The organism is Bradyrhizobium sp. B117, from assembly GCF_038969555.1.
GTDB lineage: Bacteria > Pseudomonadota > Alphaproteobacteria > Rhizobiales > Xanthobacteraceae > Bradyrhizobium.
Window position 1 is genome coordinate 651,032 of the sequence record NZ_CP152414.1, and the last position, 22,397, is coordinate 673,428.

The following is a 22,397-nucleotide window of genomic DNA, read 5'->3' on the forward strand; positions in this document are numbered from 1 at the left end:
CTCGTGACCCAACTCCCACACGGCGACGTGCGTCGTCGTGCAGCCGATTAACTCGATTCTACCACATTGAAGCCCCGAGCTGACGTTCGCCGTGCCGCTGGTCTCGAGGTACGGCGGCGTTCACGCGCGTCACCGCGCGCTGCCCGTGGTAAGCTCTTGCGAGTGCACCGGGATCATCAGGTGCTCATTGGGTTTGCCGGGGAACATGACGTAAGGCTGGGTCGCGTCCTTGACGTCCAGATCGCGCGGATAGGGACTGAGCATCTCACGTGCTGCGCCCCCGACAATCATCACGTGCGGGCCGGTCTGGACCCAATGCTTGTGCGTGTGGCGTTCGGCATGATCATGATTGCTCGTGCCGGTGTCCCCGGCCAGCATGAAAATCAGGCCGATCTTGTTCGGCGGCTCCTGTTTGGCCTGTAGAGCTTTGCGCCATTCCATGGCGTTCTGGTCATCGCATTCGGGCGTTCCGTCCGTGCCGATAAAGCACGTGAAACCGTTCGATCCGGTTTGGACGGTCTTAGAAGACCCATCCGCCTGCGGCATGGTGATCGTCGCGTTATTCACGACCGACGGCGGGGCGGCGGTCTTCACCTTGGCGATGTACTCTGGTTCGGTCTTCGGGACTTCCTCCGTTGGAAGAGCCGATGCCGAAGTGGTGGTGAAGGCTGCGAAAGCTACGCAGAACCCAACCGACGCGAGAGCATAGAACCTATTCATGGCTTACCTCCTGCAAGTGGGGCAACCGCACGAATTGTACACCGAAACCGAGCGGGTGCATCCTCCGAAAAGTATGGCAGGGAAATCTTCGAGTTCCGCCGCCGCCAAGTCGGGGGAAACTAGCTACCGTTGAGCTAGTGCATTAAATCAATCTTTGAGCGGACGCGACTTCACTAGAAGCTCAGCACCCACGTGCTCAACATGTCGATCACGGTTCAAAGACAGCAGAGACTCCCACCAAGGTGCGCCATGCGGGCGTGGCTTGCACGCCGTTGTAGTCGTTGACGACTGGGATGCCGACAAGCACGTAGCTCGACCAGTTATCGACCGTCAGCCGAAGACCCGGCGAAACGAAGATCGTGTTGCCGCCCGAATTGGGATCACTGATCCCGGCAATTCGCTGTCTGTCATGCCATTCGCCATTGATCTCGAGTAGCGCATCGAGCGCAATGTGGCCGTGCGGTGCGGCGACAGTCGGAGCCTTGGTTACCATCGCGTGGCTACGACCAGCATGCGCATAAGCTTTCCGTGGATCGTGCGTATGCGGCTCATTCGTGGTCTCGCCGAAAACCCGGTAAGAAAGCGCGGCGTTATAATGGAAACGGTTGCCAAGGTTGGTATTTTGCGTTCCGGTGCCAGTAGCAATCGCGAGCACGTTGGCATGGAGGCTCAACGCTGAGGTTAGACGCTGGCTTAACGCTGCGCCGAATAGCCCGTCCCAAGAGCCCGATCCCGGCTGAAATTCGGCATCGAAGAGTTCACCAAACCTGTTAACGAGATCGGTTGTACCCGTCGGAGCCTTGACCCCAAACAGCACTGCCGCTTGCGTTCTGCTTACCTGATTGTTCACGAAGCGGTACCATGCAAGTAGTGTGACATCACCAAATCCCGATGTACTGCTACGGTCACGCACAGCGGCCGGATCCGCCGGGTCTTCCTGCACGGCTTCGAGGATGCCGGTGCGGCGTACCCACGGCAAGCGCACGGACACGGTGAGATCATTGGTGATACCATAGGCAAGCGCAACAGCGTAGCTCTCGACCGTTTGCAAACCATGGACGTCGTTGCCGACGTTCGCGAGCAGCGTCGGTTCGCTCAGTTGTTTGAGCCGCAGATAATCGACATAAGTTGAAAACGCGAACTGGCCCTCGTCGAGGGTGCCAGCGCCTATTGTGAAGATACCGCCTGCGCCACCGATACCGCCGATTCCGGGATGATGCGCGGATGCGTCGCTCACGCCAATGGTTATCCACCCAATCAGGGCCGCCGCGAACCGGAGGCGATTTGCCATGCTTGAATCCCCCTCCTACATTTTCGGCCGACCCTCGTGGAACGGTCCGGCGGACTTACAATAATTGCCGATCAGTTGCGACCGTTGCTTGATAGTGCGGAATTCTATCTCGACGGCGTGTCGCTCGTAGGAGACACGACGCGCGTATCAACAGGTGGCCTTTGTCTAGGCTGGTAGAGAGCCACGTGAGCTTGACGGCGTTGCTCCGTCATGGATCGTTATCGGCCCATCGGCGAAGTGGCGGCTCGCCGCCTTGAGGTCTGCTCCGCGGGATCTAGCAGACCTGAATTGCTCACGTTGAGTTTTTCGCATTTTAACCCTGACGGACCCGCCATGCGGGCGCTGCAATAAATTGGAGGGCGTGGTAGACTTTCTGTCCCCTCGGTCCGGACTGGATAGCGTGAAGTCCTAGGGGGCCGCGATGCAGCAGGTTGCCGACTGGCTCGAAAAGCTCGGCATGTCCGAGTACGCCCAGCGTTTTGCTGAAAACCGCATTGATTTCTCGGTCCTTCGTGAACTGACCGATCAGGACCTGAAAGACCTCGGGGTCGTCCTCGGTGATCGCCGAAAAATATTGCGCGCGATTGCCGACATCGACGATATCGAGAAGAACGCACCAGCCGCGCCCGCCAGGGCGACTGCAGCGCAGCGTCGTACACCCATCGCGTCAGAGCCAATCCCCACCGCGTCGCCACCGCCGATCTCCGCCGAGGCTAGCGGCGAGCGCCGCTATGTCACGGTGATGTTCTGTGATCTCGTCGGCTCGACCGCCATTTCCGCGGCGCTCGACGCCGAGGAGTGGCGCGACCTCGTCGGCGGCTATCTCGATGCCGCGTGCGCTGCGGCGACCGAGATGGGCGGCCATGTCGCCAAGAAGTTGGGCGACGGGCTCATGGTGCTGTTCGGCTATCCGGTGGCGCAGGAGAACGACGCCGAACGCGCGGCGCGGGCGGCGCTCTTGATCCAGCGCGCACTCGTCGACGTGAACCGCGAGGATACTGAGGCGGGCAAGCCAGCGCTTAACGCGCGCATCGGGATTGAAACTGGAGCGGTCGTGATCGATGCGGCGGGCGAGATTTACGGTGACGCGCCGAACGTTGCGGCACGGGTGCAGGCGCTGGCGGAGCCGGGTACGGTCGTGGTGACGGCGCGGGTGCAGCACCAGGTCGCCGGGCTGTTCGTCGTTGAGGACCGCGGCAGCCATGAACTTAAGGGCGTGCCGAAGCCGGTGACACTGTACCGGCTGGTGCGGGCAAGCGGTGGCGGGCGCCGCGCGGGACAGCGCCATCTCGCGCCGCTGGTGGGTCGCGAAGAAGAGATCGCGATGTTAATGCGGCGCTGGGACCGGGCGCGGCGGGGCGACGGTCAGTTGGTGATGATCGTGGGCGAGCCAGGATTGGGAAAATCCCGCCTGATCGAGGAATTCCACCCGCGGCTGCGCGAGGTGCCGCACACTTGGGTCGAATGGAGTTGCTCGCAGCTTCTGCAGAACACGCCGCTGCACCCGATCGCCGATTGGGGTCGGCAGCGCTTCGGCGGCGCCGACATACCCGCCGAGCGGCGTCTCGCGGACCTGGAGAATACGCTGGCGCTGGTCAAACTCGACCCGGCGGAGAATGTCACCTTGCTCGCGCCATTATTGGACATCCCCTTGCCGCGGGACCGTACGCCGACTTTAGAGCCGGAAGAATTGCGGCGCCGACAGCTGACAGCGCTCACCAATTGGGTCATGGCGGGCGCGCGAACTCAGCCGGTGGTGCTGGCACTTGAAGATGTGCACTGGGCTGATCCGACCACGCTCGAACTGTGCGCGGCATCGCCGAACGCGGTGCGCTGGCGCCCTTGCTCGTTCTCATCACCGCCCGGCCGGAGTTCCGGCCGCCATGGGGCATGCGCTCGCATCACAGCACAATCTCCCTGGCTCCGCTCGATCGCTCGCAGGTGCGCCAGATGGTCGGCGAGCTTGCCTCTCGCTATGCGCTGTCAAGGGAAGTGGTTGACGGCGTGACCCAGCGCACGGGCGGCGTGCCGCTGTTTGTCGAGGAGGTGACACGGCTCTTGCTGGAGAGCGGCGGGCGGGGCATCCAGGCGATTCCGCCGACCCTGCAGCAATCGTTGACAGCGCGGCTCGACCGGCTTGGCCCGGCGCGCGAGGTGGCCCAGATCGGTGCCGTTATCGGGCGCGACTTTTCCTACACACTCATTCGCGCCGTAACCGCTATGGAGGACAGGCCGCTACAGATTGCGCTGGAACGGCTCGCCGAGGCGGACATTCTGCTGGTGCAGGGCCTACCGCCCGATGCCGATTATCGCTTCAAGCACTTGCTGATCCAGGATGCAGCGTATGAGAATTTGCTTAAGAGCCGGCGCCAGGTTTTGCACCGCCGCGTCGGCGAAGTGTTACGCGATGATTTTGCCGCCACCGCCGCGGTCGAGCCGGAACTGTTGGCGCATCACTTCACAGCGGCCGGACGCAGTGATGCCGCAGTCGAGTATTGGCAACGGGCGGGGGATTTGGCGATGGTGCGCTCGGGACACGCCGAGGCTATTCATCACTTTTCCGTTGCGCTGGACCTCTTGAGCAAGCTCGGTGACAAGCCCGATCGTGCAGCGAAAGAGTTGGAGTTATGCGTCAAGCTCGGGCCGGCCCTTATGATGGTGAAGGGGCCAGGGTCATCGGAGGTCGAAGCAATCTATAGCCGCGCCGTCGCTCTCGAGGCGGGTGAAGAAAATTCAGCGCGGTTCAAGGCATTGTGGGGCCTCTACTATCATTCGATGAGCTCCGGACGCTTGCGTGCGGCGACCGCTCATGCCGACGAGCTTCTCGGGCTCGCGCAGCGCTTGGGCGCTGATGATCTCGTCCTAGAGGGCCATCACGCGAAGTGGGCGACGTCGCTTTGGTGCGGCAACTTGGCCGCTGCAGGCGATCATTCTCAAAAAGGCATTTCACAATACGACTGCACCCGGCATCATGCTCTCGCGTTCGCGTTCAGTGGTCATGATCCTGGCGTGTGCGCTCACGCGGCCGGCGCGATCAACCTGGCGCTGTTGGGCTTCCCTCAAAAGGCAATGAATCTCAGTGCCGAGGCCGTCACGTTGGCTCGGACCTTGTCCCATCCGTACAGCCTCGCCCTGGCAATGTGGTTCTGTGCGATCGTCCTTCAGATCGCCCGCCAGAGACAATCCTGCCGCGATCTTGCAACTGAGCTGATCGAATTGTCGCGAGAGCACGACTTTCCCATGATGCGCGGCGCTGGGATCTTCTTCTTGGGGTGGGCGACCGCGGATGGCGGCGAACTCGAGCACGGAATCGCTTCGATGGAACAGGGTCTCGCGCTCTTTTCGGCTGTCCGCCAAGTCACCAGACCTTACATGCTGGCCGTTTTGGCAAGCGCTAAAGCAGATCTCAGCAGGCCGGACGAAGGGCTCGAATTGCTGAAGGATGCGCTCGCCTTGACAGCGGTGAGCGGTGAAGTTTGGTGGCAGGCCGAAATGCACAGCCTTAGGGGTCGGCTACTTGCGGCGCGCGGGCAAACCGACGAGAGCGAAGCCTGTTTTCGATGCGCAATCGAAGTCAGCCGCGGACAGAGTGCGAAGACGCTGGAGCTGCGTGCTGCCACAAGCCTCGCGCGGCTCTGGAGCGACCGAGGCAGGAACGCCGAAGCCCGGGATCTCCTCGCCCCGATCTACGGCTGGTTCACCGAGGGTTTCGGCACGCCCGACTTGCAGGACGCCAAAATGTTACTCGACGCGCTGGCGCCATGAGGGCGCCGATGCTCGCGAGGTCTGTAAGGAACGTCCGCAGTTGGCCCGAAAGCGAAGTGGACGGCGCCGAGCCCTGAGGTCGGCTCATGTTTGCGCAGCGGACGGGATTTGCTTGGCCAGAGTTCTTCCCACTTTGACCCAACTCGGACATCAGAGACACTGGTTTTGACCAGAAGCTCGTGCGACATCCTTGCCAAATTCGGATGGACGTAGTCTTCTTTAGAGCTGCTTTTCGAGACGGGACGTGCCGACGTCTCCGTTCGACGCGAATGGCAGGAATGCCGTCGGCAGGCATCACACTCTCAATAAAACCGACAGTCCTTTTGTGCCGGTCTCACGAGCACTGGCCGTGCGCGCGGACACGCGAGTTCATTTGACCGCAACGAAGGAGTGCTGCTCATGGTTGGAAAAACTCATCCCGAACCAGGCGATCGGGCGGCCGGCAATGGAATTCTAAGCCGCCGCATTTTTCTTGAAGGCGCGCTCGTTGTTGGTGCGACTGGTGCGGGCCTGTCCTGCGGATCGGCGGAACAACTTACGGTGCAGCCGTGGATGAAGGTGCCGGGTCTCGGATTTGCGGGCTACGGCCAGCCCTCACCATTCGAGAGCAAGGTCGTCAAAGTCTTTCCGCCGCCCCCCAACCCGGCCGGTGTCGGCTCGTCACGCACGCCGCTGCACATGCTCGAAGGAATGATCACACCATCTGGGCTGCATTTCGAGCGTAGCCATTCCGGCAGCCCAGAAATCGATCCCGATCAACACCGGCTAGTGATCCATGGACTTGTGAAGCGCCCGCTTGTGTTTACGGTCGAAGCGCTGTCGCGCTATCCGATGCAATCGCGCATCGCCTTCATCGAGTGTGGCGGCAACAGCCAGGCGCTCAACGCGCCTCAGGCCCAGCCGCTCAATGTGGCGGCTATTCACGGCCTACTGGGTTGCGCGGAATGGACCGGTGTGCGGCTCTCCACGTTGCTCGACGAAGCTGGCATCGAACCTGGGGCGCGCTGGGTGATCGCCGAGGGGGCTGACGCCGCCGCCATGAGCCGCAGCATCCCGCTCACCAAGGCGATGGATGATGCGCTGCTCTGTCTCTATCAGAACGGCGAGCGAGTGCGGCCTTCGAATGGCTACCCGGTGCGGCTGTTGCTGCCTGGTTTCGAGGGCAACATGAACGTGAAGTGGCTGCGCCGGCTCAAGCTGACCGCAGGCCCCGCCATGACCAAAGACGAAACATCGAAATACACGATCTTGCTCAAGGATGAAAAGGCCTGGCAGTTCGTGTTCCCGATCGAAGTAAAATCCATCATCACGCGTCCGTCGCCGGGACTCGCGCTGAAGGGACCGGGATTCTATGAGATTTCCGGGCTCGCCTGGTCGGGCAACGGCAGCATCCGGCAGGTCGACGTGTCGGCTGACGGCGGACGAAGCTGGGCGCCGGCAGCTTTGCAGGGCCCGATCCTGCCAAAGGCGCCCGTGCGCTTCCGCGCAGCGTGGCAATGGAACGGCGGTCCCGCCGTGCTGCAGAGTCGCGCCACCGACGACACGGGCATGGTGCAGCCAACGCGTGCTCAGTTCGCCGACGAGCGCGGCTTGCGTGGGGTCTACCACTACAACGCCATCGCAAGCTGGCGCATCGACGAGATGGGGGAGGCCAGCAATGTTTACGCTTAAACCCATTGCAGTAGTCTGCGTATCTATGCTGACCATTGCACCGGCGGCCCTGGCCCAGGCCCCGCAGTTCGGGCAACCGATCGCGCCCCCTGACATCGCAGCGTGGGACATCAGCATCGGACCGGATGGAGCAGGTCTGCCGCCTGGTCGTGGCACCGCAATCGAGGGGGAAGCCATCTATGTAGCGAAATGTCAGGCCTGTCACGGCGAGAAGGGAATCAGTCCCAGTGTCGCGCTCGCTGGGGCGCTTGCCGGCGGCATGGGCACACTGGCGCCGGACAAAACACCGATAAAGACTGTGGGAAGTTTCTGGCCCTATGCAACAACGCTGTTCGACTACATCCGCCGCGCAATGCCATTCCAAGAGTCGAAATCGCTCACCGCGGACGAACTCTACGCGGTATCGGCCTATATCCTCAATCTCAACGGGATCGTCGGATCGAACGATGTGATCGACGCGCAGTCGCTGCCCAACGTGAAAATGCCGAACCGGGACGGGTTCATCCTGTTCCCGCGCAATCCGAAGTAGCTCGGGCCGGGCCTTTCCGCTTCTGGCCGATTCTGTTGAAAAAACGGCTGTTGCGACGCAGAGATATCAGTGATTCAGTCTGTCTAGTTGGCAGGACTGAAGATCATGATGGGGCATCGACAAGTCGAACAGGCCGCGTTGTTCTATGAGTTCTCGCTCGAAAGACATATCCCGACTGATCACTTACTGCGGTTGATCGACAGGTTTGTCGATCTTGAACAGGTCCGGCGGGACCTGGCGCCTTTCTACAGCAGCATCGGTCGGCCCTCGATCGATCCCGAGCTGATGATCCGGATGCTCTTGATCGGTTACTGCTTCGGCATCCGATCGGAGCGGCGCCTGTGCGATGAGATTCATTTCAATTTGGCCTACCGGTGGTTTTGCCGGCTCGGTCTGGATGGGGCGGTGCCGGATCATTCGACATTCTCCAAGAACAGGCATGGCCGCTTCCGGCAGAGCGACCTCTTCCGTCGCGTGTTCGAAAGCGTGCTGCGCCGCTGCATCGAGGAGCGACTGGTCGGCGGTGAAGGATTTGCCGTCGATGCGAGCCTAATCAAGGCCGATGCCAATCGGCAGCAGGGGATCGAAGGCGATAAGGGCCTTCCGCCGGAGGCTGCCGGCCGAGCAATCGATGAGTATCTGGCTGTTCTTGATGATGCCGCTTTCGGAGCCGCGACCGAGGTTACCCCGAAGTTCGTATTGCCTTCCGATCCGGCGGCGCGCAGGAGGGAGCGCACGGCGGCCAAGCGTTTTTCGCCTATTCGACGAACTATCTGGTCGACATCGAGAACGCGATCATCGTCGATGTTGAAGCAACGACGGCAATCCGGCAGGCGGAGGTATTAGCCGCTAAGCGCATGATTGAGCGCTCGCTGGAGCGGTTTGATCTCTATCCGAGCCGGCTCCTCGGTGACAGCGGCTATGGTTCGGCCGAGATGCTCGCCTGGCTGGTCTATGAGCACTGCATCGCGCCGCACGTTACAGTCTTCGACAAGTCGGCCCGCACAGACGGGCTCTTCTCGCGCGACGACTTCACCTATGACCATGCTGGGGACGTCTATCGTTGCCCTGATGGCAAAGTTCTTACCACGACCGGAACGTTGGTGAATGATGATGCCACCATGCTTTACCTCGCCAGTAAGCGCGATTGTGATCGATGCGCATTGAAGGCTCGGTGTTGCCCCAAACAGGCTTGAGGGAGAGTGCCGCGCTCGATCTACGAGGGCGCTCGCGACATGGCGCGCCAGATCGCGAGATCGTGGGAGGGGGGCACCTCGCGCCGGCTCCGCAAGAAAATCGAGATGTTGTTCGCGTACCTCAAGCGAATTCTCAAGCTCGACCGTTTGCGTCTACGATGTCCAAACGGCGCGCGCGACGAGTTCATCCTCGCAGCCACCGCCCAGAACCTTCGAAAGATGGCCAAGCTGATCCCGATGCACCCGAGGCTCGGATAAGGATCGGTAGAGCAGTTCGGCCACGTCGGGACGGAGCTATTACAACGAAATACTGCCGGCTTTTTTCAACGGAATCGGCCCATCAGCGAAGTTGCGCCTCATCTAGCGGACGCCCGCTCCTTGCGGCTAAGCGGACCAGATTTGCTCGTTCTTCGCATTTTGACCCTTTCGGACTCTCGGCGCTCGTTTGCGTAGCTTCTTAGTTGCCAAAGTAGCCGGCGCCCCAACGACGCGCGCAACCGTCTCGATCGAAACGCTGCTCTGCGAAGAGGACGAAGAGCTGTCAGTTTGTCAGGCGCACCCCATCGAGGAAGAGCTGCACCTCATGAAAAAGTTGGAGCCGGTCCTTCTCCAACAGCACGAAATGGCTTTCCTCGCCAAGCATGACAAGCCGCTTGTCGGGGCCGCTTGGCAGCCTGCGGAAAATGGCTTGTGCGCCCTCCGGAGGATTCAGTCCATCCCACTCCGCGACCACCACCAGCGTGGGGACCTTGATCCGCCCCGGATCATAATATGGTTTGCCTGCCTCCCAGTAATTCCGGGTGTCCTGAATTACACCTGCCGGGCTGCGTAGCACCGGCGGGTCCTGCTTCGAGCCAACGGGGTCGGAGGCGATAGCGGCCGCGACCCACGCCTCGAAACCCGGCATCAAGTCGGCCTTTCGATCATCGGGGGCGCCGGCTTGCAAGCGATCCCGTCTGGGCGGAGCTGCAATGTAAGCTCCCAACGCGGGCGCCGCAGCTTGCGACGGGGTTCGCAGCCATCTGGGCGCATAGAACACGAGGTTGTCGACCTTGTCGTTGCGGTCAGCCGCGTAAGCGCCGATGACGTCCGTCCCCCACGACCAGCCCACGAGACTGAGCTTGGAGACACCTCGCTGCTGAAGGATGAAATCGATTGCGGAGCCCGCATCCCTGACCGCGACATCGGTCGTGACGATGGGAGGATTACTGGCTGCTGGCTGATCCATTTCCGGCGGCCGCGTCGAACGACCGTAGCCACGCAAGTCCACCAGATACACATCCCAGCCGCGCTGGGCTATGTAGTCCATCCAGGATAGTCCTTCGATTGGAAAATCGAATGTCGCCTCGCCTGGTAAGGTCGCGCCATGGACAAACAGCAACGTTTTCGCGGGCGAGCGTTTCCGCATAGTCTCCCAGATAGCCGCTATAGCCGTGCTGCGCGGCATAGGCCCGGATCTCGTCCTCCTCGATGCGCTTCAGAAGCTGGCCGAGCCGAAGCACGCCGCTGCCGATGATGCAGGCGAAGCCTTCGATCTTGGTGTAGTGGAAAAACTCCCCGCTCGGCACCAGGTCGCAGATCCGGTCCGACAGGGCCTGGCTTGCCGTCTGCCGACATCAGGCCGCTTGCCCCGATGTCGGCGGCGGATGTAACTGCCTCCGTAGCTGACTGCGCCGCGGCCTTCGGTCTTTGGTCGCCGGCCAGCAGCTAAAGCATTCCGCCTCCGATCAGCGCGGCGGCAAACGGGTTTTCCCGGGCGGCGAGGCGGGGTTGCCTGAATGAGCCAGCACAAGCTTGTTTCTCCGACCGAGTAACCCGACTGTGCTGATGATCGATCGCGTTTCTCGCAGAAGTGGAGCTCGCCCTGTATGTCACCCTAATGATCCAGGATCTGCGAGCCGAATTGACCGTCGCGAGAAGTCGATCTTGGCTAGTGCTTCACCCGGGTTACGATTGGCGCCACCGTTGCCGCGATGGTCGGACGGCTCGGGGCAATCGTGCTTCTCTAGCTGGTTGCCGTCTTGGTGCGGCTGGCAGCCGTTGTTCTTGGCGCGCCTGCAGTCACCAACGTACTTGGAGTGGTCCCACTCGCCGTCTTTCGAGTAGTTGTCGGTCCCGGCATGATTCGAGTTATCGCTCGTGCGGCCGTGATCGCAGCAGACATCGTGGCCCTCCGCGGCCGATGCGGCTTCGGCCGATCTACCACCCTCCACGGCAAGCCTGGCCGAACCAGCATCGCCCGGAGGAGCCGCTGCTGGGCTGCGGCTTGCAATGCCTACTTGGGACGCCTCGTTCGCCGAGGCAAGATGGATGATCATATCCGCTCCCTGGGTAATTTCGGGTCGGTGCGCTACGCTCACCCGCGTCATGTTTAGGTGTCGGAGATTCGCATTGATTTCTTTTTCTTTCTCAGTGTCGAGATGTGCCGTGCCCTCGTCCAGAAACAGGATCTTTGGTCGGCGATAGAGCGCGCGCGCAAGCAATACTCTCTGTTTCTGCCCGCTAGATAACGAGCTTCCCATGTCACCGATGAGGCTGTTGTAGCTCATTGGCATTGCCATGATGTCGTCGTGAATGCCTGCAACCCGCGCGCACTCGATCATCCCTTGCAAATCGAATGTTGTGTCAAAAAAGCAGATGTTATCGGCAATCGATCCCGACAGCAATTGATCCTCCTGCATCACCGCGCCAATTTGCTCGCGATAAGCCCGCGGTCCGATCTGGCCCAGCGGAAGGCCGTCGATCAGAACCTCCCCGCTCGTCGGCTCGAGCAGCCCGAGCATGATCTTGACAAGAGTGGACTTGCCGCAGCCCGAGGGTCCCATGATCGTCACGAATTGTCCGGGAGCAACGCGCAGATTGACGTTATTGAGAATCAGAGACTCTCCTTCTGCATACCGGAAGCACACGTTGCGCAGTTCGATCGCGCCGCCAATCTGTCGGATGTACGACAGGTCCCGATCGTGCCCACGCTCCAGCGGAGTGAGCGCAATGTCGGCGAGACGCTCCAAGTGCAATCCGAGAATGCGAACATCCACCAGCTTCTCGATTAGCAGCGCTGTTCGCTCGGCGAACTGCAGCTTGTAGCTGACAAACGCGAATATCATCCCAACCGTGATGAGGTTGTCCAGTGCGAGGCGAGCGGCGAGGTAGATTGTGATGACGTTTTCCAGGCCGAAAACCGTGTCGTTCATCGCTTTGAAGCTGATCCTCGCGCGACCGAGCCGCACGACGGCATTTATATACGCAGCATAGCGGTTCAGCCATTGGCTCTCTCGTTCGTTTTCTCGGTTAAGCAACTTTAGGCTTTGTACGGCGCGCACGGTTTCGATGAAGGTGGAGTTCTCGTCTGCCTTACTGTGAATGGCCGCTTCGCTCCGTTGTCGGAACATCCTGAAAAGTGCGAGCCGCAAGGCGGCATACAACGCGAACGCGAGCAGGACGACGAGTCCGAGCTGGACGCTGTAGGTGAACATCAAGGCCAGCATCAACACCGACATGAGACCGTCGATCAAGCCCGTGATCAGTCCTTCCGCGAGCACGTTGCGGATCGGCTCGATCGAGTTGAAGCGAGACAGGATGTCGCCGATGTGCCGCTTTTCGAAGAATGAGAGTGGCAAACGCACCAGATGATGAAACAGCCGTGCGCCGATTTGAAAGCTCAAGGTGTTCTGCAGAACAAGAATAATGAACGAGCGGGTCGCGGCTGACGCGACTCGTATTAGGAGAAGGAGCGCGAATCCTAGCCCGAGTACCAGCAGGAGATCGACATCCCCTCTGGCTATGACCTCGTCAACGGTGAGCTGCATATAGAAAGGGGCGGCAAGGAGAAGAATTTCGATGACCACTGACAGAACTAATATTTGGGCGAGGGCATAAGTGTTTCCGTTCATTCCGCTCCAGAATACCGAGAACGGCAATCGCATCCTCTCGTCTGTGCGGCAGAACTCTTCAGTGGGCGAGAGTTCGAGAGCGACCCCTGTGAGATGTCTAGATGCTTCAGTGAGGGGAAACCACTTCTCGCCGCCCGCCGGATCGTGGACCACGATCCCCTTCTTCCTGTACGCTTTCAGTACAACGAAATGAGCCATGTCCCAGTGCAGAATGGCCGGCAAACGCAACTGGCAGAGATGGCCGATTTCGATTCGGAGCGGCCGGCATGCCAGCTTTAGGTGAGCTGCTATCTCCATGAGGTCGCGGAGAGTGACGCCTTTCAGGGATACTGGATGCCGGCGCCGCAGGCTGCTCAGGTCAGTTTGATGACCGTGATAGGACGCTACCATGGCGAGGCAGGCAAGCCCGCATTCCGCCGCCTCCGTCTGTCTGATCACCGGGAGAAATCTGCGTCCGCTGAAATTTAGTAGACCCTGCATGCGCTACATCCTTGCGCTTAGCACCGGATCAAGCAGCCACCTCATCAAGGACCGCTGCTCAAGGATAACGTCGGCCCTAAGCAGCATGTCCGGCTGAAGCGACATCTTACGGCCATAGGCGTCGATGTCGGGCCGCTCGAGAGCCGCAGTCACACGGTAAGCAGGTTCCTTGAGGGTGATCGGCCCGGTCGTTTCGTTGGCGGTCAGAATCGTGTGAGAGACTTTTGTCACGCTGCCGCGGTACGTGCCGAATTTCTGATAGGGAAATGCATCGTAAAGTATCCTAACCTGCTGGCCGGGACGCACGAAGCCAAACGCGCGTGTCGGAAAGAACAGCTCCGCCTGCAACTGCGCATCAAGGGGAATAATTTCGAGCTGCATATGCCGTGGATCGGCGACCTGGCCAACAGTCGCCTGCAGCGTGGACACGCGCCCATTCGTTGGCGCCCTGATGACGTAAGCCTGCCGCCCGTTCACCTCGGCGACGCGCTGTTCGATCGAGGATAGATCATTGCGCAGCACCCGGATCCTCTCTGCAGCAACGGTCGGGAGTTGCTCGAGTGTATGCTGAGCGTCTGTCAATTGGGTGCGTCGCGCGATGATCTGCTGATCGAGCGATACCACGCTCTGCTTTTGCTCGAGTGCAGCCTGTTCGCGGCGCTTCAGCTCAATCGCTGGCAATGCTCCGCTCGCAGTTAGCTTAGCGCCGGTTGATACGAAACCCTCGGAAAGCTTCAGTCGCTCGTTTTGGATGTTTCGCTGGTCCTCGAGCTGAGCAATCTCTCCTTCAATCCCTTGGATCGTGGAAGCGAGGCGATCCCGTTCCGAGGCGGTTCGGCGATCCTCCGCATCGAGTTGTCGCTCGACCACATTGCGTTGCTGGGTCAGCACTCCAAGTACGGTGGCATTGACGTCATCGCCATTGGCGGTGATTTGGGAAGTGACTACGGTCAGGAGCGGATCACCCTCTGCTACCTCCTGCCCCTCCTTCACATGTATCCCTTTGACGAAACCTGATTGTAGCACGAAAATCTTAGCCGTGCCGGAGGTGGGCGTGAGATACCCGAAAACTGTCTCCTTGCGCGCGTATTGCGCGATGGAGAGAAAACACAAGATGAGCACAACGAGCGCTCCAAGGCTCCAGCTAAGGAGCGTGCTCGATAGCGGCTGCAGCAATACGACCTCACCCCAGCTGTGGCGCTGACGTAGAAAGTCGATTGCTTCCTGGCGAAAGAGAGCTGGTCGAGCCGCCATGGATGCACCTAGTTAGCTTCGTTCGTCAAGTTAAGGGCTACGCGTGGTATCGCTCTCCACCTGATTAGCTTCCGCCGCGCCATAGCTGCGACTGGTACGCACAATGCGGTGGAGAACCGCGCCTCATTATCGGGAAAGTGGTTCGCCCAGCGTCGGGACGAAAGAAACTGACCTGCGACGGCAGTGCGGCAGCGATGTAGATCATTGTAGCACGCTCCTTCGGCCCCCTGGGCGGCGCTGCACCGCCCAGGGGACGAGCAGATTGGGTCGCTACGTTCTTTGGACGGCGACGTTTCCAGCTCCAACCTGAATCGCGACATTGTTGTCGTTGAGGAATCCGATGCCGACGAGGCCGCCAATGCCGCCGTTGTTTTCGTTTCCTCCAGAACACCGATGGCCGCCGCCGCCCGCAACCAGATCGATTTCCTGATCAGACAGCTCCATAGGATGAGTAAACTTGTCCATCTTCTCCATGTTGGTCTCCTTTCGATGTAAGTGGTGGGATATTGCTGTGACTGCTGCCACGTTCTAACTAGTTGCACGGCGCAAATCTGGATGCACTGTCGAAGAAGTTTTCTGTGGGATGCACCGTCGGTCATATTCGCGCAGATTACTGTGTGGCACGTGCTAGGCGCTCGTTTTCATCGTGAATCGACAGCGACGTAAGCATGGCGCCTTGAAGTTCGGGTCAGTGCGGTTTCGTCAGTGAGTCGGCGCTCTGATTAACCGACATCTTCGACGGCGGCGGCAGAGATGCGACATCGTGCCTTCCGAAGCAAAATGCGTTGCGGCGCCATGGGCTGGTGCGCCCCCGAGAAGCGGCTTGACTTGCATTGATAGCCGCACTCACCGCAATGGCGGCGCACGTTCGCAGCTCCGATGAGCAGCGCAAGGGTTTGGACTCGTGGCAGCGTGAGCGCGTGCGGGCAGGTTTGCATCGGGCAGGTTTGCATAGAGGGTGGAAAATGTGAGGGTAGCGATACCGATCTTTTTGAAGGGCTGCGAATGACCCTCGAAGGATTCGCGCCTGCCCTGAAGTTGTAAAACGCCTTAGCGGACGGGACCACCACCCGGCGGCGGCCGCTGCGCCTCTCTTCGACAAAGCCGCGCTAAGTGACAACGTCGAAGACGTCTCGCTCAAGAACATGGCGTCGGCCCGCAAGCGGCTGCGCGCAAACCTGGTTTGCAACGGCTTCGGCGGGCCTGAAAGGGCAATACGAATGACGGGCCGCCCTCTCGCCAAACAGAGTGAATTCACGTTGCTGCTTGCGGTCGGCTCACCTAGCCAGCGGGCTTGAGTTTGCGGCCGCTTGCGCCCCGTCGATAAAAATTTTTGAAAAAGTGTCGGAACGAAGTCGACTCTGCTGACTTGAGTTCGCCGATAGCCGATTCCGTATTTTAGAATTTGACAATCTAATACGTGCAACAATTGGAATGCAGTAGGGCAGTCTCCCTGCGCGGGAAGAGTAATAGCGTACCTGCTTTATGAGGGGTGACTTCGACCATGCCCCATCCATGCGTTGGTTTCACGAAGGCAGAGTTTCGCTCCGGTGCAGCGCGGCATGACACCTATCATCATCATCGCGAGACGGCTCTTAACTACGAAATAGCGCTTCTTGACTGCGCCTCGGGGTCGCAGTCGGCCCTCGGCAAAATCTACGCCCGTGAGAAGGACCAGTTGCGCGCGATGGCGCACCGCATCGTCCACGACAGGTCGCGTGCGGAAGACGTCGTCCACGATGCATTCGCGCAAATTCTCCGATATGCCAAAAACTTCGATCCTGCCCGCGGATCCGCCCGAGGCTGGATCTACACGATCGTCCGCAACACGGCACTCAAGATGCAGGAGAACGCCAGGCGCGAATTCGCCCTGGAGGACGAGACATTGAACGCCATCTGCGCGCGGGAACAGACCCTTCGGAACCCCGCCGCCTGTATCCCAGATAGCATGACGCTCAGGACCCTGCTCGATCAACTCGAGCCAAAGCGCCGCGCGACCCTGCTTCTGGCGATCGTCGACGGGCGCACGCATGAAGAGATCGCCGAATACCTCCAGGTTCCGGTCGGAACCGTTAAGGCGTGGATCCGGAGAGAGCTCATGGCCCTGCGGCGGCAGCTCGCATGAGGCGTGAAATTTTTCTTCGCCGCTGCATCCATCGGTGTGCGTCGGCGACAGTAGGGGTGATGGCCAAGTGATGCGGGGGCATGTGCCCATGACGCATGTGCCCTTGCCGTCGCAAACCTGCGGGGAGGAGCGCAATCATGTCTATCCTGAGCAGCATTACTAGCATTTTCGGGTTGGCAAAGAGTTTGGGGATCGGTGTCCCAACGGAGGAATGCGCGCCAAGCAAGCCAGATGACTGCAGCGACGGCAAGCAGTCCAAGTGGAATGACGATCATGGAGGGCGCGGCGTCTACTCGAAGAATGGCGACAACGACGAGTATTCCAGCGGAAAGGACGACTCGTCGAAAGATGGCCCGGGCGACTACTCCAAGCACTATGGTGGCTGGATGGACGCCAAGGACCACAACTATCAGCCGAAGGATTCTTGCGACCTCCGGTCCGACGATGCCGGCGGGGGTGACACCTATGGTAATCCCGGTGAAGCGCTGGCCAGGTTCGATTTCTCGCATGGTGATTTCGGCTCGCACAGTCCGGATCATGTGAGTGACATACACGGCGCGCTCGCTTCGATGTCGTCCGACGATGCGCTCGAATACGCCATCGGCCAGATGGGCCCGGTGGACGCGGATCACGTCGACGTGGGGCATTTCGACGCGGCAACGGACACGTCACACAACACGGACGCCTGATGCGCCGAAGGAGCGGCGCTCGGCGGTGAATGCCGCTAGGTGCGAGTTGCTTTGTAACGAACGAGATGAACGGTGGCGATCATGCACGATGTAGAAAAGCGTGAACTGTTCGAACAAGAGCGAAAGATCTTCGAGGCTGGGTCGCGGCGTTTGGACAAGCGAATCGGCTCTTTCAGTTTCTTGACCTGGCCGTTCTTCATTGCCATTGCCCCCTTGATGGCTAGAGAAGAGCTTCTTGCTGCTACGTTCAATTCCGCGACGGCCGAGGAGGAGGATGCGAAAGCCGCTCAGGCAGGCGCGCCGCACGTGACAAACGATGCTCAGTCGATGGGTGATGCCCGGAAAACAAGTGCAGAGGATGAGATGGCCAAGGGAGCCGCTCACTCGTCGCAGGCGCATGCGACCCAGCTCGATCCAATCGGACTTCAAGCGGAGCTACATGAAGGGGCGGCTACGCCGAGCTCCTCCCGCAGTGAGGCAGTCGCGGCCGTGTTGGGCGGGGACGGCGGAGGCGGCGATGATGCCGATGTCTCCGAGCAGGACGCTCCACCCTCAATCGACGTCAGTTCCGTCAACGCGCTGTCAGCGAATTCCCACCTCGGAAACAGCCAACTGCTTGGAATGGTCGGCAATTTCGACAATGGCGCGGGGGGAGGGACCCCGCCGGTCGAGGCGGCAGCGCAGCCGGTGCTCACGACCGTGGCGGACGCCGCCAGCACGCTGCCCAGCGACGTGGCCGGCACCATTGCGCCAGTCGAGACGGTGGCGCAGCCGGTGCTCACGACCGCGTCCGACACCATCAGTACGCCGCCCCATGATATGGCCGGCGCGATTGCGCCGGTCGCGCCGGAGGTGCAGCCGGCGCTCACGACCGCAGCCGACACGGTCAGCACGCTGCCGCACGACGTGGCCGGCGCGATTGCGCCGGTGGAGGCCGGGGTGCAGCTGGTGCTCACGATCGCGTCCGACACCATCAGCACACCGACCCAAGACATGGCCGGCGCGATTGCGCCGGTCGCGGCGGAGGTGCAGCCGGCGCTCACGACCGCAGCCGACACCGTCAGCACGCTGCCTCACGACATGGGCGGCGCGATTGCACCGGTCGAGGCGGTGGTGCAGCCGGTGCTCACGACCGTGGCCGACACCGTCAGCACGCTGCCTCACGAGATGGCCGGCGCGATCGCGCCGATCGCGGCGGAGGTGCAGTCGGCTCTTACGACTGCAGCCGACACGGTCAGCACGCTGCCTCACGACGTGGGCGGCACGATTGCACCGGTCGAGGCGGAGGTGCAGCCGGTGCTCACGACCGTGGCCGACACCGTCAGCACGGTGCCCCACGACATGGCTGGTGCGATCGCGCCGGTCGCGGCGGAGGTGCAGCCGGCGCTCACGACTGCAGCCGACACGGTCAGCACGCTGCCTCACGACGTGGGCGGCACGATTGCACCGGTCGAGGCGGAGGTGCAGCCGGCGCTCACGACTGCAGCCGACACGGTCAGCACGCTGCCTCACGACGTGGGCGGCACGATTGCACCGGTCGAGGCGGAGGTGCAGCCGGCGCTCACGACTGCAGCCGACACGGTCAGCACGCTGCCTCACGACGTGGGCGGCACGATTGCACCGGTCGAGGCGGAGGTGCAGCCGGTGCTCACGACCGTGGCCGACACCGTCAGCACGGTGCCCCACGACATGGCTGGTGCGATCGCGCCGGTCGCGGCGGAGGTGCAGTCGGCGCTTACGATCGTGAGCGACACCGCCGGCACGCTGGCAAGCGAGGTGGCCGACGCGATTGCGCCGGTGGAGGCGACGGTGCAACCGGTGCTCACGACCGTGGCCGACACCGTCAGCACGGTGCCCCACGACATGGCTGGTGCGATCGCGCCGATCGCGGCGGAGGTGCAGTCGGCTCTTACGATGGTGAGCGACACCGCCGGTACGCTGGCAAGCGACGTGGCCGGCGCGATTGCGCCGGCGGAGCCGGCGGTGCAGCCGGCGCTCACCACCGCAGCCGAAACCGTCAGCACGCTGCCTCACGACATGGCCGGCGCGATCGCGCCGATCGCGGCGGAGGTGCAGCCGGCTCTTACGATGGTGAGCGACACCGCCGGTACGCTGGCAAGCGACGTGGCCGGCGCGATTGCGCCGGTGGAGGCGACGGTGCAGCCGGCGCTCACGACCGCAGCCGAAACCGTCAGCGCGATGCCTCACGACATGGCAGGCGCGATCGCGGCGGAGGTGCAGCCGGCTCTTACGATGGTGAGTGACACCGCCGGTACGCTGGCAAGCGACGTGGCCGGCGCGATTGCGCCGGTGGAGGCGGTGGTGCAGCCGGTGCTCACGACCGTGGCCGACACCGTCAGCACGGTGCCCCACGACATGGCTGGTGCGATCGCGCCGATCGCGGCGGAGGTGCAGTCGGCTCTTACGATGGTGAGCGACACCGCCGGTACGCTGGCAAGCGACGTGGCCGGCCCGATTGCGCCGGCGGAGCCGGCGGTGCAGCCGGCGCTCACCACCGCAGCCGAAACCGTCAGCACGCTGCCTCACGACATGGCCGGCGCGATCGCGCCGATCGCGGCGGAGGTGCAGCCGGCTCTTACGATGGTGAGCGACACCGCCGGTACGCTGGCAAGCGACGTGGCCGGCGCGATTGCGCCGGTGGAGGCGACGGTGCAGCCGGCGCTCACGACCGCAGCCGAAACCGTCAGCGCGATGCCTCACGACATGGCAGGCGCGATCGCGGCGGAGGTGCAGCCGGCTCTTACGATGGTGAGTGACACCGCCGGTACGCTGGCAAGCGAGGTGGCCGACGCGATTGCGCCGGTGGAGGCGACGGTGCAGCCGGCGCTCACGACCGTGGCCGACACCGTCAGCACGGTGCCCTACGACATGGCCGGTGCGATCCCGCCGGTCGCGGCGGAGGTGCAGCCGGCGCTTACGTTGGTGAGCGACACCGCCAGCACGCTGGCAAGCGAGGCGGCCGACGCGATTGCGCCGGTGGAGGCGACGGTGCAGCCGGTGCTCACGACCGTGGCCGACACCGTCAGCACGGTGCCCCACGACATGGCTGGTGCGATCGCGCCGGTCGCGGCGGAGGTGCAGTCGGCGCTTACGATGGTGAGCGACACCGCCGGCACGCTGGCAAGCGAGGTGGCCGACGCGATTGCGCCGGTGGAGGCGGAGGTGCAGCCGGTGCTCACGACCGTGGCCGACACCGTCAGCACGGTGCCCCACGACATGGCCGGCCCGACGACGGGTGCAGCTAGCCAATCGACCTCGTTGTCGCAAATGGCTGCATTGGACAGCGCCGGCGCTGACACCCTTGACAGTTCGGCGCCAGCTCTTGAGATCACGGGGTCGGCCCTGGCTGCGCGTATTGCGACCAGTGACGAGCCGGAGCTCGCCAAAGCAGCTGGCGATGCCGTTGCGACTGCCGCACCCGTTGATATGATCGAGCCGGCGCTCACCCCAACGGCTGCCATCCTGGCCAATCCTAGCAGCGACGTGTCACATCCGGCCGACACCGGGATAGCTGGCGAGGCTCTTGCGAGTTCAACGCTGGTCGCTGACCCGACCGAACCGGTGCTCACCCCAACGGCTGCTGCTTCGACCAATTCGAGCAGCGACGCGTCACATCCGGCCGACGCTGCGAACGTGGCCAGCGACGCTGTTGCGAATGCCGCGCCGATCGCTGACCCGACCGAACCGGTGCTCACCCCAACGGCTGCTGCTTCGACCAATCCGAGCAGCGACGCGTCACATCCGGCCGACGCTGCGAACGTGGCCAGCGACGCTGTTGCGAATGCCGCACCGGTCGCTGACCCGACCGAGCCGGTGCTCGCCAACACAGCTGCCGCTCCGGCTAATCCGGCCAGCGACGCGTCACATCCGGCCGACGCTGCGAACGTGGCCAGCGACGCTGTTGCCAATGCCGCCCCGATCGCTGACCCGACCGAGCCGGTGCTCACCTCAACGGCTGCCGCTTCGACCAATGCGAGCAGCGACGCGTCACATCCGGCCGACGCTGCGAACGTGGCCAGCGACGCTGTTGCCAATGCCGCCCCGATCGCTGACCCGACCGAGCCGGTGCTCACCTCAACGGCTGCTGCTTCGACCAATGCGAGCAGCGACGCGTCGCATCCGGCCGACGCTGCGAACGAGGCCAGCGATGCTGTTGCGAATGCCGCGCCGATCGCTGACCCGACCGAGCCCGTGCTCACCAACACAGCTGCCGCTCCGGCCAATCCGCCCAGCGACGCGTCACATCCGGCCGACGCCGGTAATGTAGCCGGCGACACTCTCGCCAGTGCAGCGCCTGCCAATGCAGCGTCGGTGGTTAATACGACCGTGCCGGACTCAAGCAGTGCTCCACCCCCCGGATCAGCCGACACCCTTCTCGCGCTCGCCACCGCAACGGACGTACCGAACCAGAGTCCTACATCCGCGACTTCAGTCGCGGACAATCTCGCAACGGACACATCGAATGCGGCGGCGACCGTCGACCCGAGCGCCGTCTCTGGCGATGTGATCGCCTTGAACGATGCTCCGCCGCCTCCGTCAAATGCGCTGTTCACCGGAACTCAGTATACCGACTATGGCGTCGCGCTCAGCAGCGACACCGCGGCTCCCGCTCAGAATGCTGTCTTTCCGGGGGACGCCGCCTCGGCTCACGACACCTCGCCGCCAGTGGTTGCCGACATCCAAAAACCCGCGCCGCCTCCTGACCCCGTCGATACCACTCATCCGATCGATCACATTGCATCTCACGACGCCATCCTGTAGCA

General features: G+C 62.0%; 14 protein-coding genes and 1 pseudogene. 8 read left to right on the forward strand and 7 right to left on the reverse strand.

Going from position 1 to position 22,397, the window contains the following annotated elements; translation table 11 throughout:
• Positions 1–129: 129 nt before the first annotated feature.
• Both AAFG16_RS03115 and AAFG16_RS03120 read right to left on the reverse strand, forming a co-directional pair.
• On the reverse strand, positions 130–720 hold the full coding sequence (locus tag AAFG16_RS03115) for a hypothetical protein (RefSeq protein ID WP_342737199.1): 591 nt from the start codon (positions 718–720) through the stop codon (positions 130–132).
• A gap of 208 nt (positions 721–928) precedes the next feature.
• A complete protein-coding gene (locus tag AAFG16_RS03120) occupies positions 929–2,011 on the reverse strand; it encodes a transporter (protein WP_342737201.1) in 1,083 nt (360 codons plus the stop codon).
• Between the two features lie 421 nt (positions 2,012–2,432).
• Between AAFG16_RS03120 and AAFG16_RS03125 the strand changes: the two genes are divergently transcribed.
• The 5 genes and pseudogenes from AAFG16_RS03125 (at position 2,433) to AAFG16_RS03145 (ending at position 9,430) form a co-directional block, all read left to right on the forward strand.
• Positions 2,433–4,019 (forward strand): AAA family ATPase, encoded by a 1,587-nt coding sequence (locus tag AAFG16_RS03125; protein ID WP_342737203.1) that lies wholly within the window; start codon positions 2,433–2,435, stop codon positions 4,017–4,019.
• Positions 3,962–5,776, forward strand: coding sequence for a hypothetical protein (locus tag AAFG16_RS03130; RefSeq protein ID WP_342737205.1), 1,815 nt, complete (start codon positions 3,962–3,964; stop codon positions 5,774–5,776). Before AAFG16_RS03125 ends, AAFG16_RS03130 begins: the two co-directional genes overlap by 58 nt.
• Positions 5,777–6,175: 399 nt before the next feature.
• Positions 6,176–7,447, forward strand: coding sequence for a sulfite dehydrogenase (gene soxC / locus AAFG16_RS03135; protein ID WP_342737207.1), 1,272 nt, complete (start codon positions 6,176–6,178; stop codon positions 7,445–7,447).
• Positions 7,434–7,976: a cytochrome c gene (locus tag AAFG16_RS03140; protein WP_342737209.1), complete on the forward strand. Its 543-nt coding sequence runs from the start codon at positions 7,434–7,436 to the stop codon at positions 7,974–7,976. The genes soxC and AAFG16_RS03140 overlap by 14 nt, the downstream gene beginning before the upstream one ends.
• A 105-nt stretch (positions 7,977–8,081) precedes the next feature.
• A pseudogene (locus AAFG16_RS03145) lies at positions 8,082–9,430 on the forward strand (IS1182 family transposase).
• A gap of 283 nt (positions 9,431–9,713) precedes the next feature.
• Here the strand turns inward: AAFG16_RS03145 and AAFG16_RS03150 are convergent.
• The 4 genes from AAFG16_RS03150 to AAFG16_RS03165 all read right to left on the reverse strand — a co-directional run bounded on the left by AAFG16_RS03150 (position 9,714) and on the right by AAFG16_RS03165 (position 15,273).
• Positions 9,714–10,619 (reverse strand): alpha/beta fold hydrolase, encoded by a 906-nt coding sequence (locus AAFG16_RS03150; RefSeq protein ID WP_342737211.1) that lies wholly within the window; start codon positions 10,617–10,619, stop codon positions 9,714–9,716.
• Between the two features lie 424 nt (positions 10,620–11,043).
• On the reverse strand, positions 11,044–13,545 hold the full coding sequence (locus AAFG16_RS03155) for a peptidase domain-containing ABC transporter (RefSeq protein ID WP_342737213.1): 2,502 nt from the start codon (positions 13,543–13,545) through the stop codon (positions 11,044–11,046).
• Between the two features lie 3 nt (positions 13,546–13,548).
• Entirely contained in the window at positions 13,549–14,799 is a 1,251-nt protein-coding gene (locus tag AAFG16_RS03160) for an HlyD family efflux transporter periplasmic adaptor subunit (RefSeq protein ID WP_342737215.1), read from the reverse strand.
• 270 nt (positions 14,800–15,069) lie between these two features.
• The gene (locus AAFG16_RS03165) at positions 15,070–15,273 is read right to left on the reverse strand and encodes a hypothetical protein (protein ID WP_342737217.1); all 204 of its coding nucleotides are present in this window, start codon (positions 15,271–15,273) and stop codon (positions 15,070–15,072) included.
• Positions 15,274–16,303: 1,030 nt separating this feature from the next.
• Between AAFG16_RS03165 and AAFG16_RS03170 the strand changes: the two genes are divergently transcribed.
• Positions 16,304–16,924, forward strand: coding sequence for a sigma-70 family RNA polymerase sigma factor (locus AAFG16_RS03170; protein ID WP_342737219.1), 621 nt, complete (start codon positions 16,304–16,306; stop codon positions 16,922–16,924).
• 137 nt (positions 16,925–17,061) lie between these two features.
• Positions 17,062–17,613: a hypothetical protein gene (locus tag AAFG16_RS03175; protein ID WP_342737221.1), complete on the forward strand. Its 552-nt coding sequence runs from the start codon at positions 17,062–17,064 to the stop codon at positions 17,611–17,613.
• On the opposite strand, the gene AAFG16_RS03180 is transcribed toward AAFG16_RS03175, so the two are convergent.
• Entirely contained in the window at positions 17,593–18,012 is a 420-nt protein-coding gene (locus tag AAFG16_RS03180; RefSeq protein WP_342737223.1) for a hypothetical protein, read from the reverse strand. The genes AAFG16_RS03175 and AAFG16_RS03180 overlap by 21 nt on opposite strands.
• A 90-nt stretch (positions 18,013–18,102) precedes the next feature.
• Here AAFG16_RS03180 and AAFG16_RS03185 point away from each other — a divergent pair, with 90 nt between their 5' ends.
• Positions 18,103–22,395 (forward strand): hypothetical protein, encoded by a 4,293-nt coding sequence (locus AAFG16_RS03185; protein WP_342737225.1) that lies wholly within the window; start codon positions 18,103–18,105, stop codon positions 22,393–22,395.
• Positions 22,396–22,397: the final 2 nt, after the last annotated feature.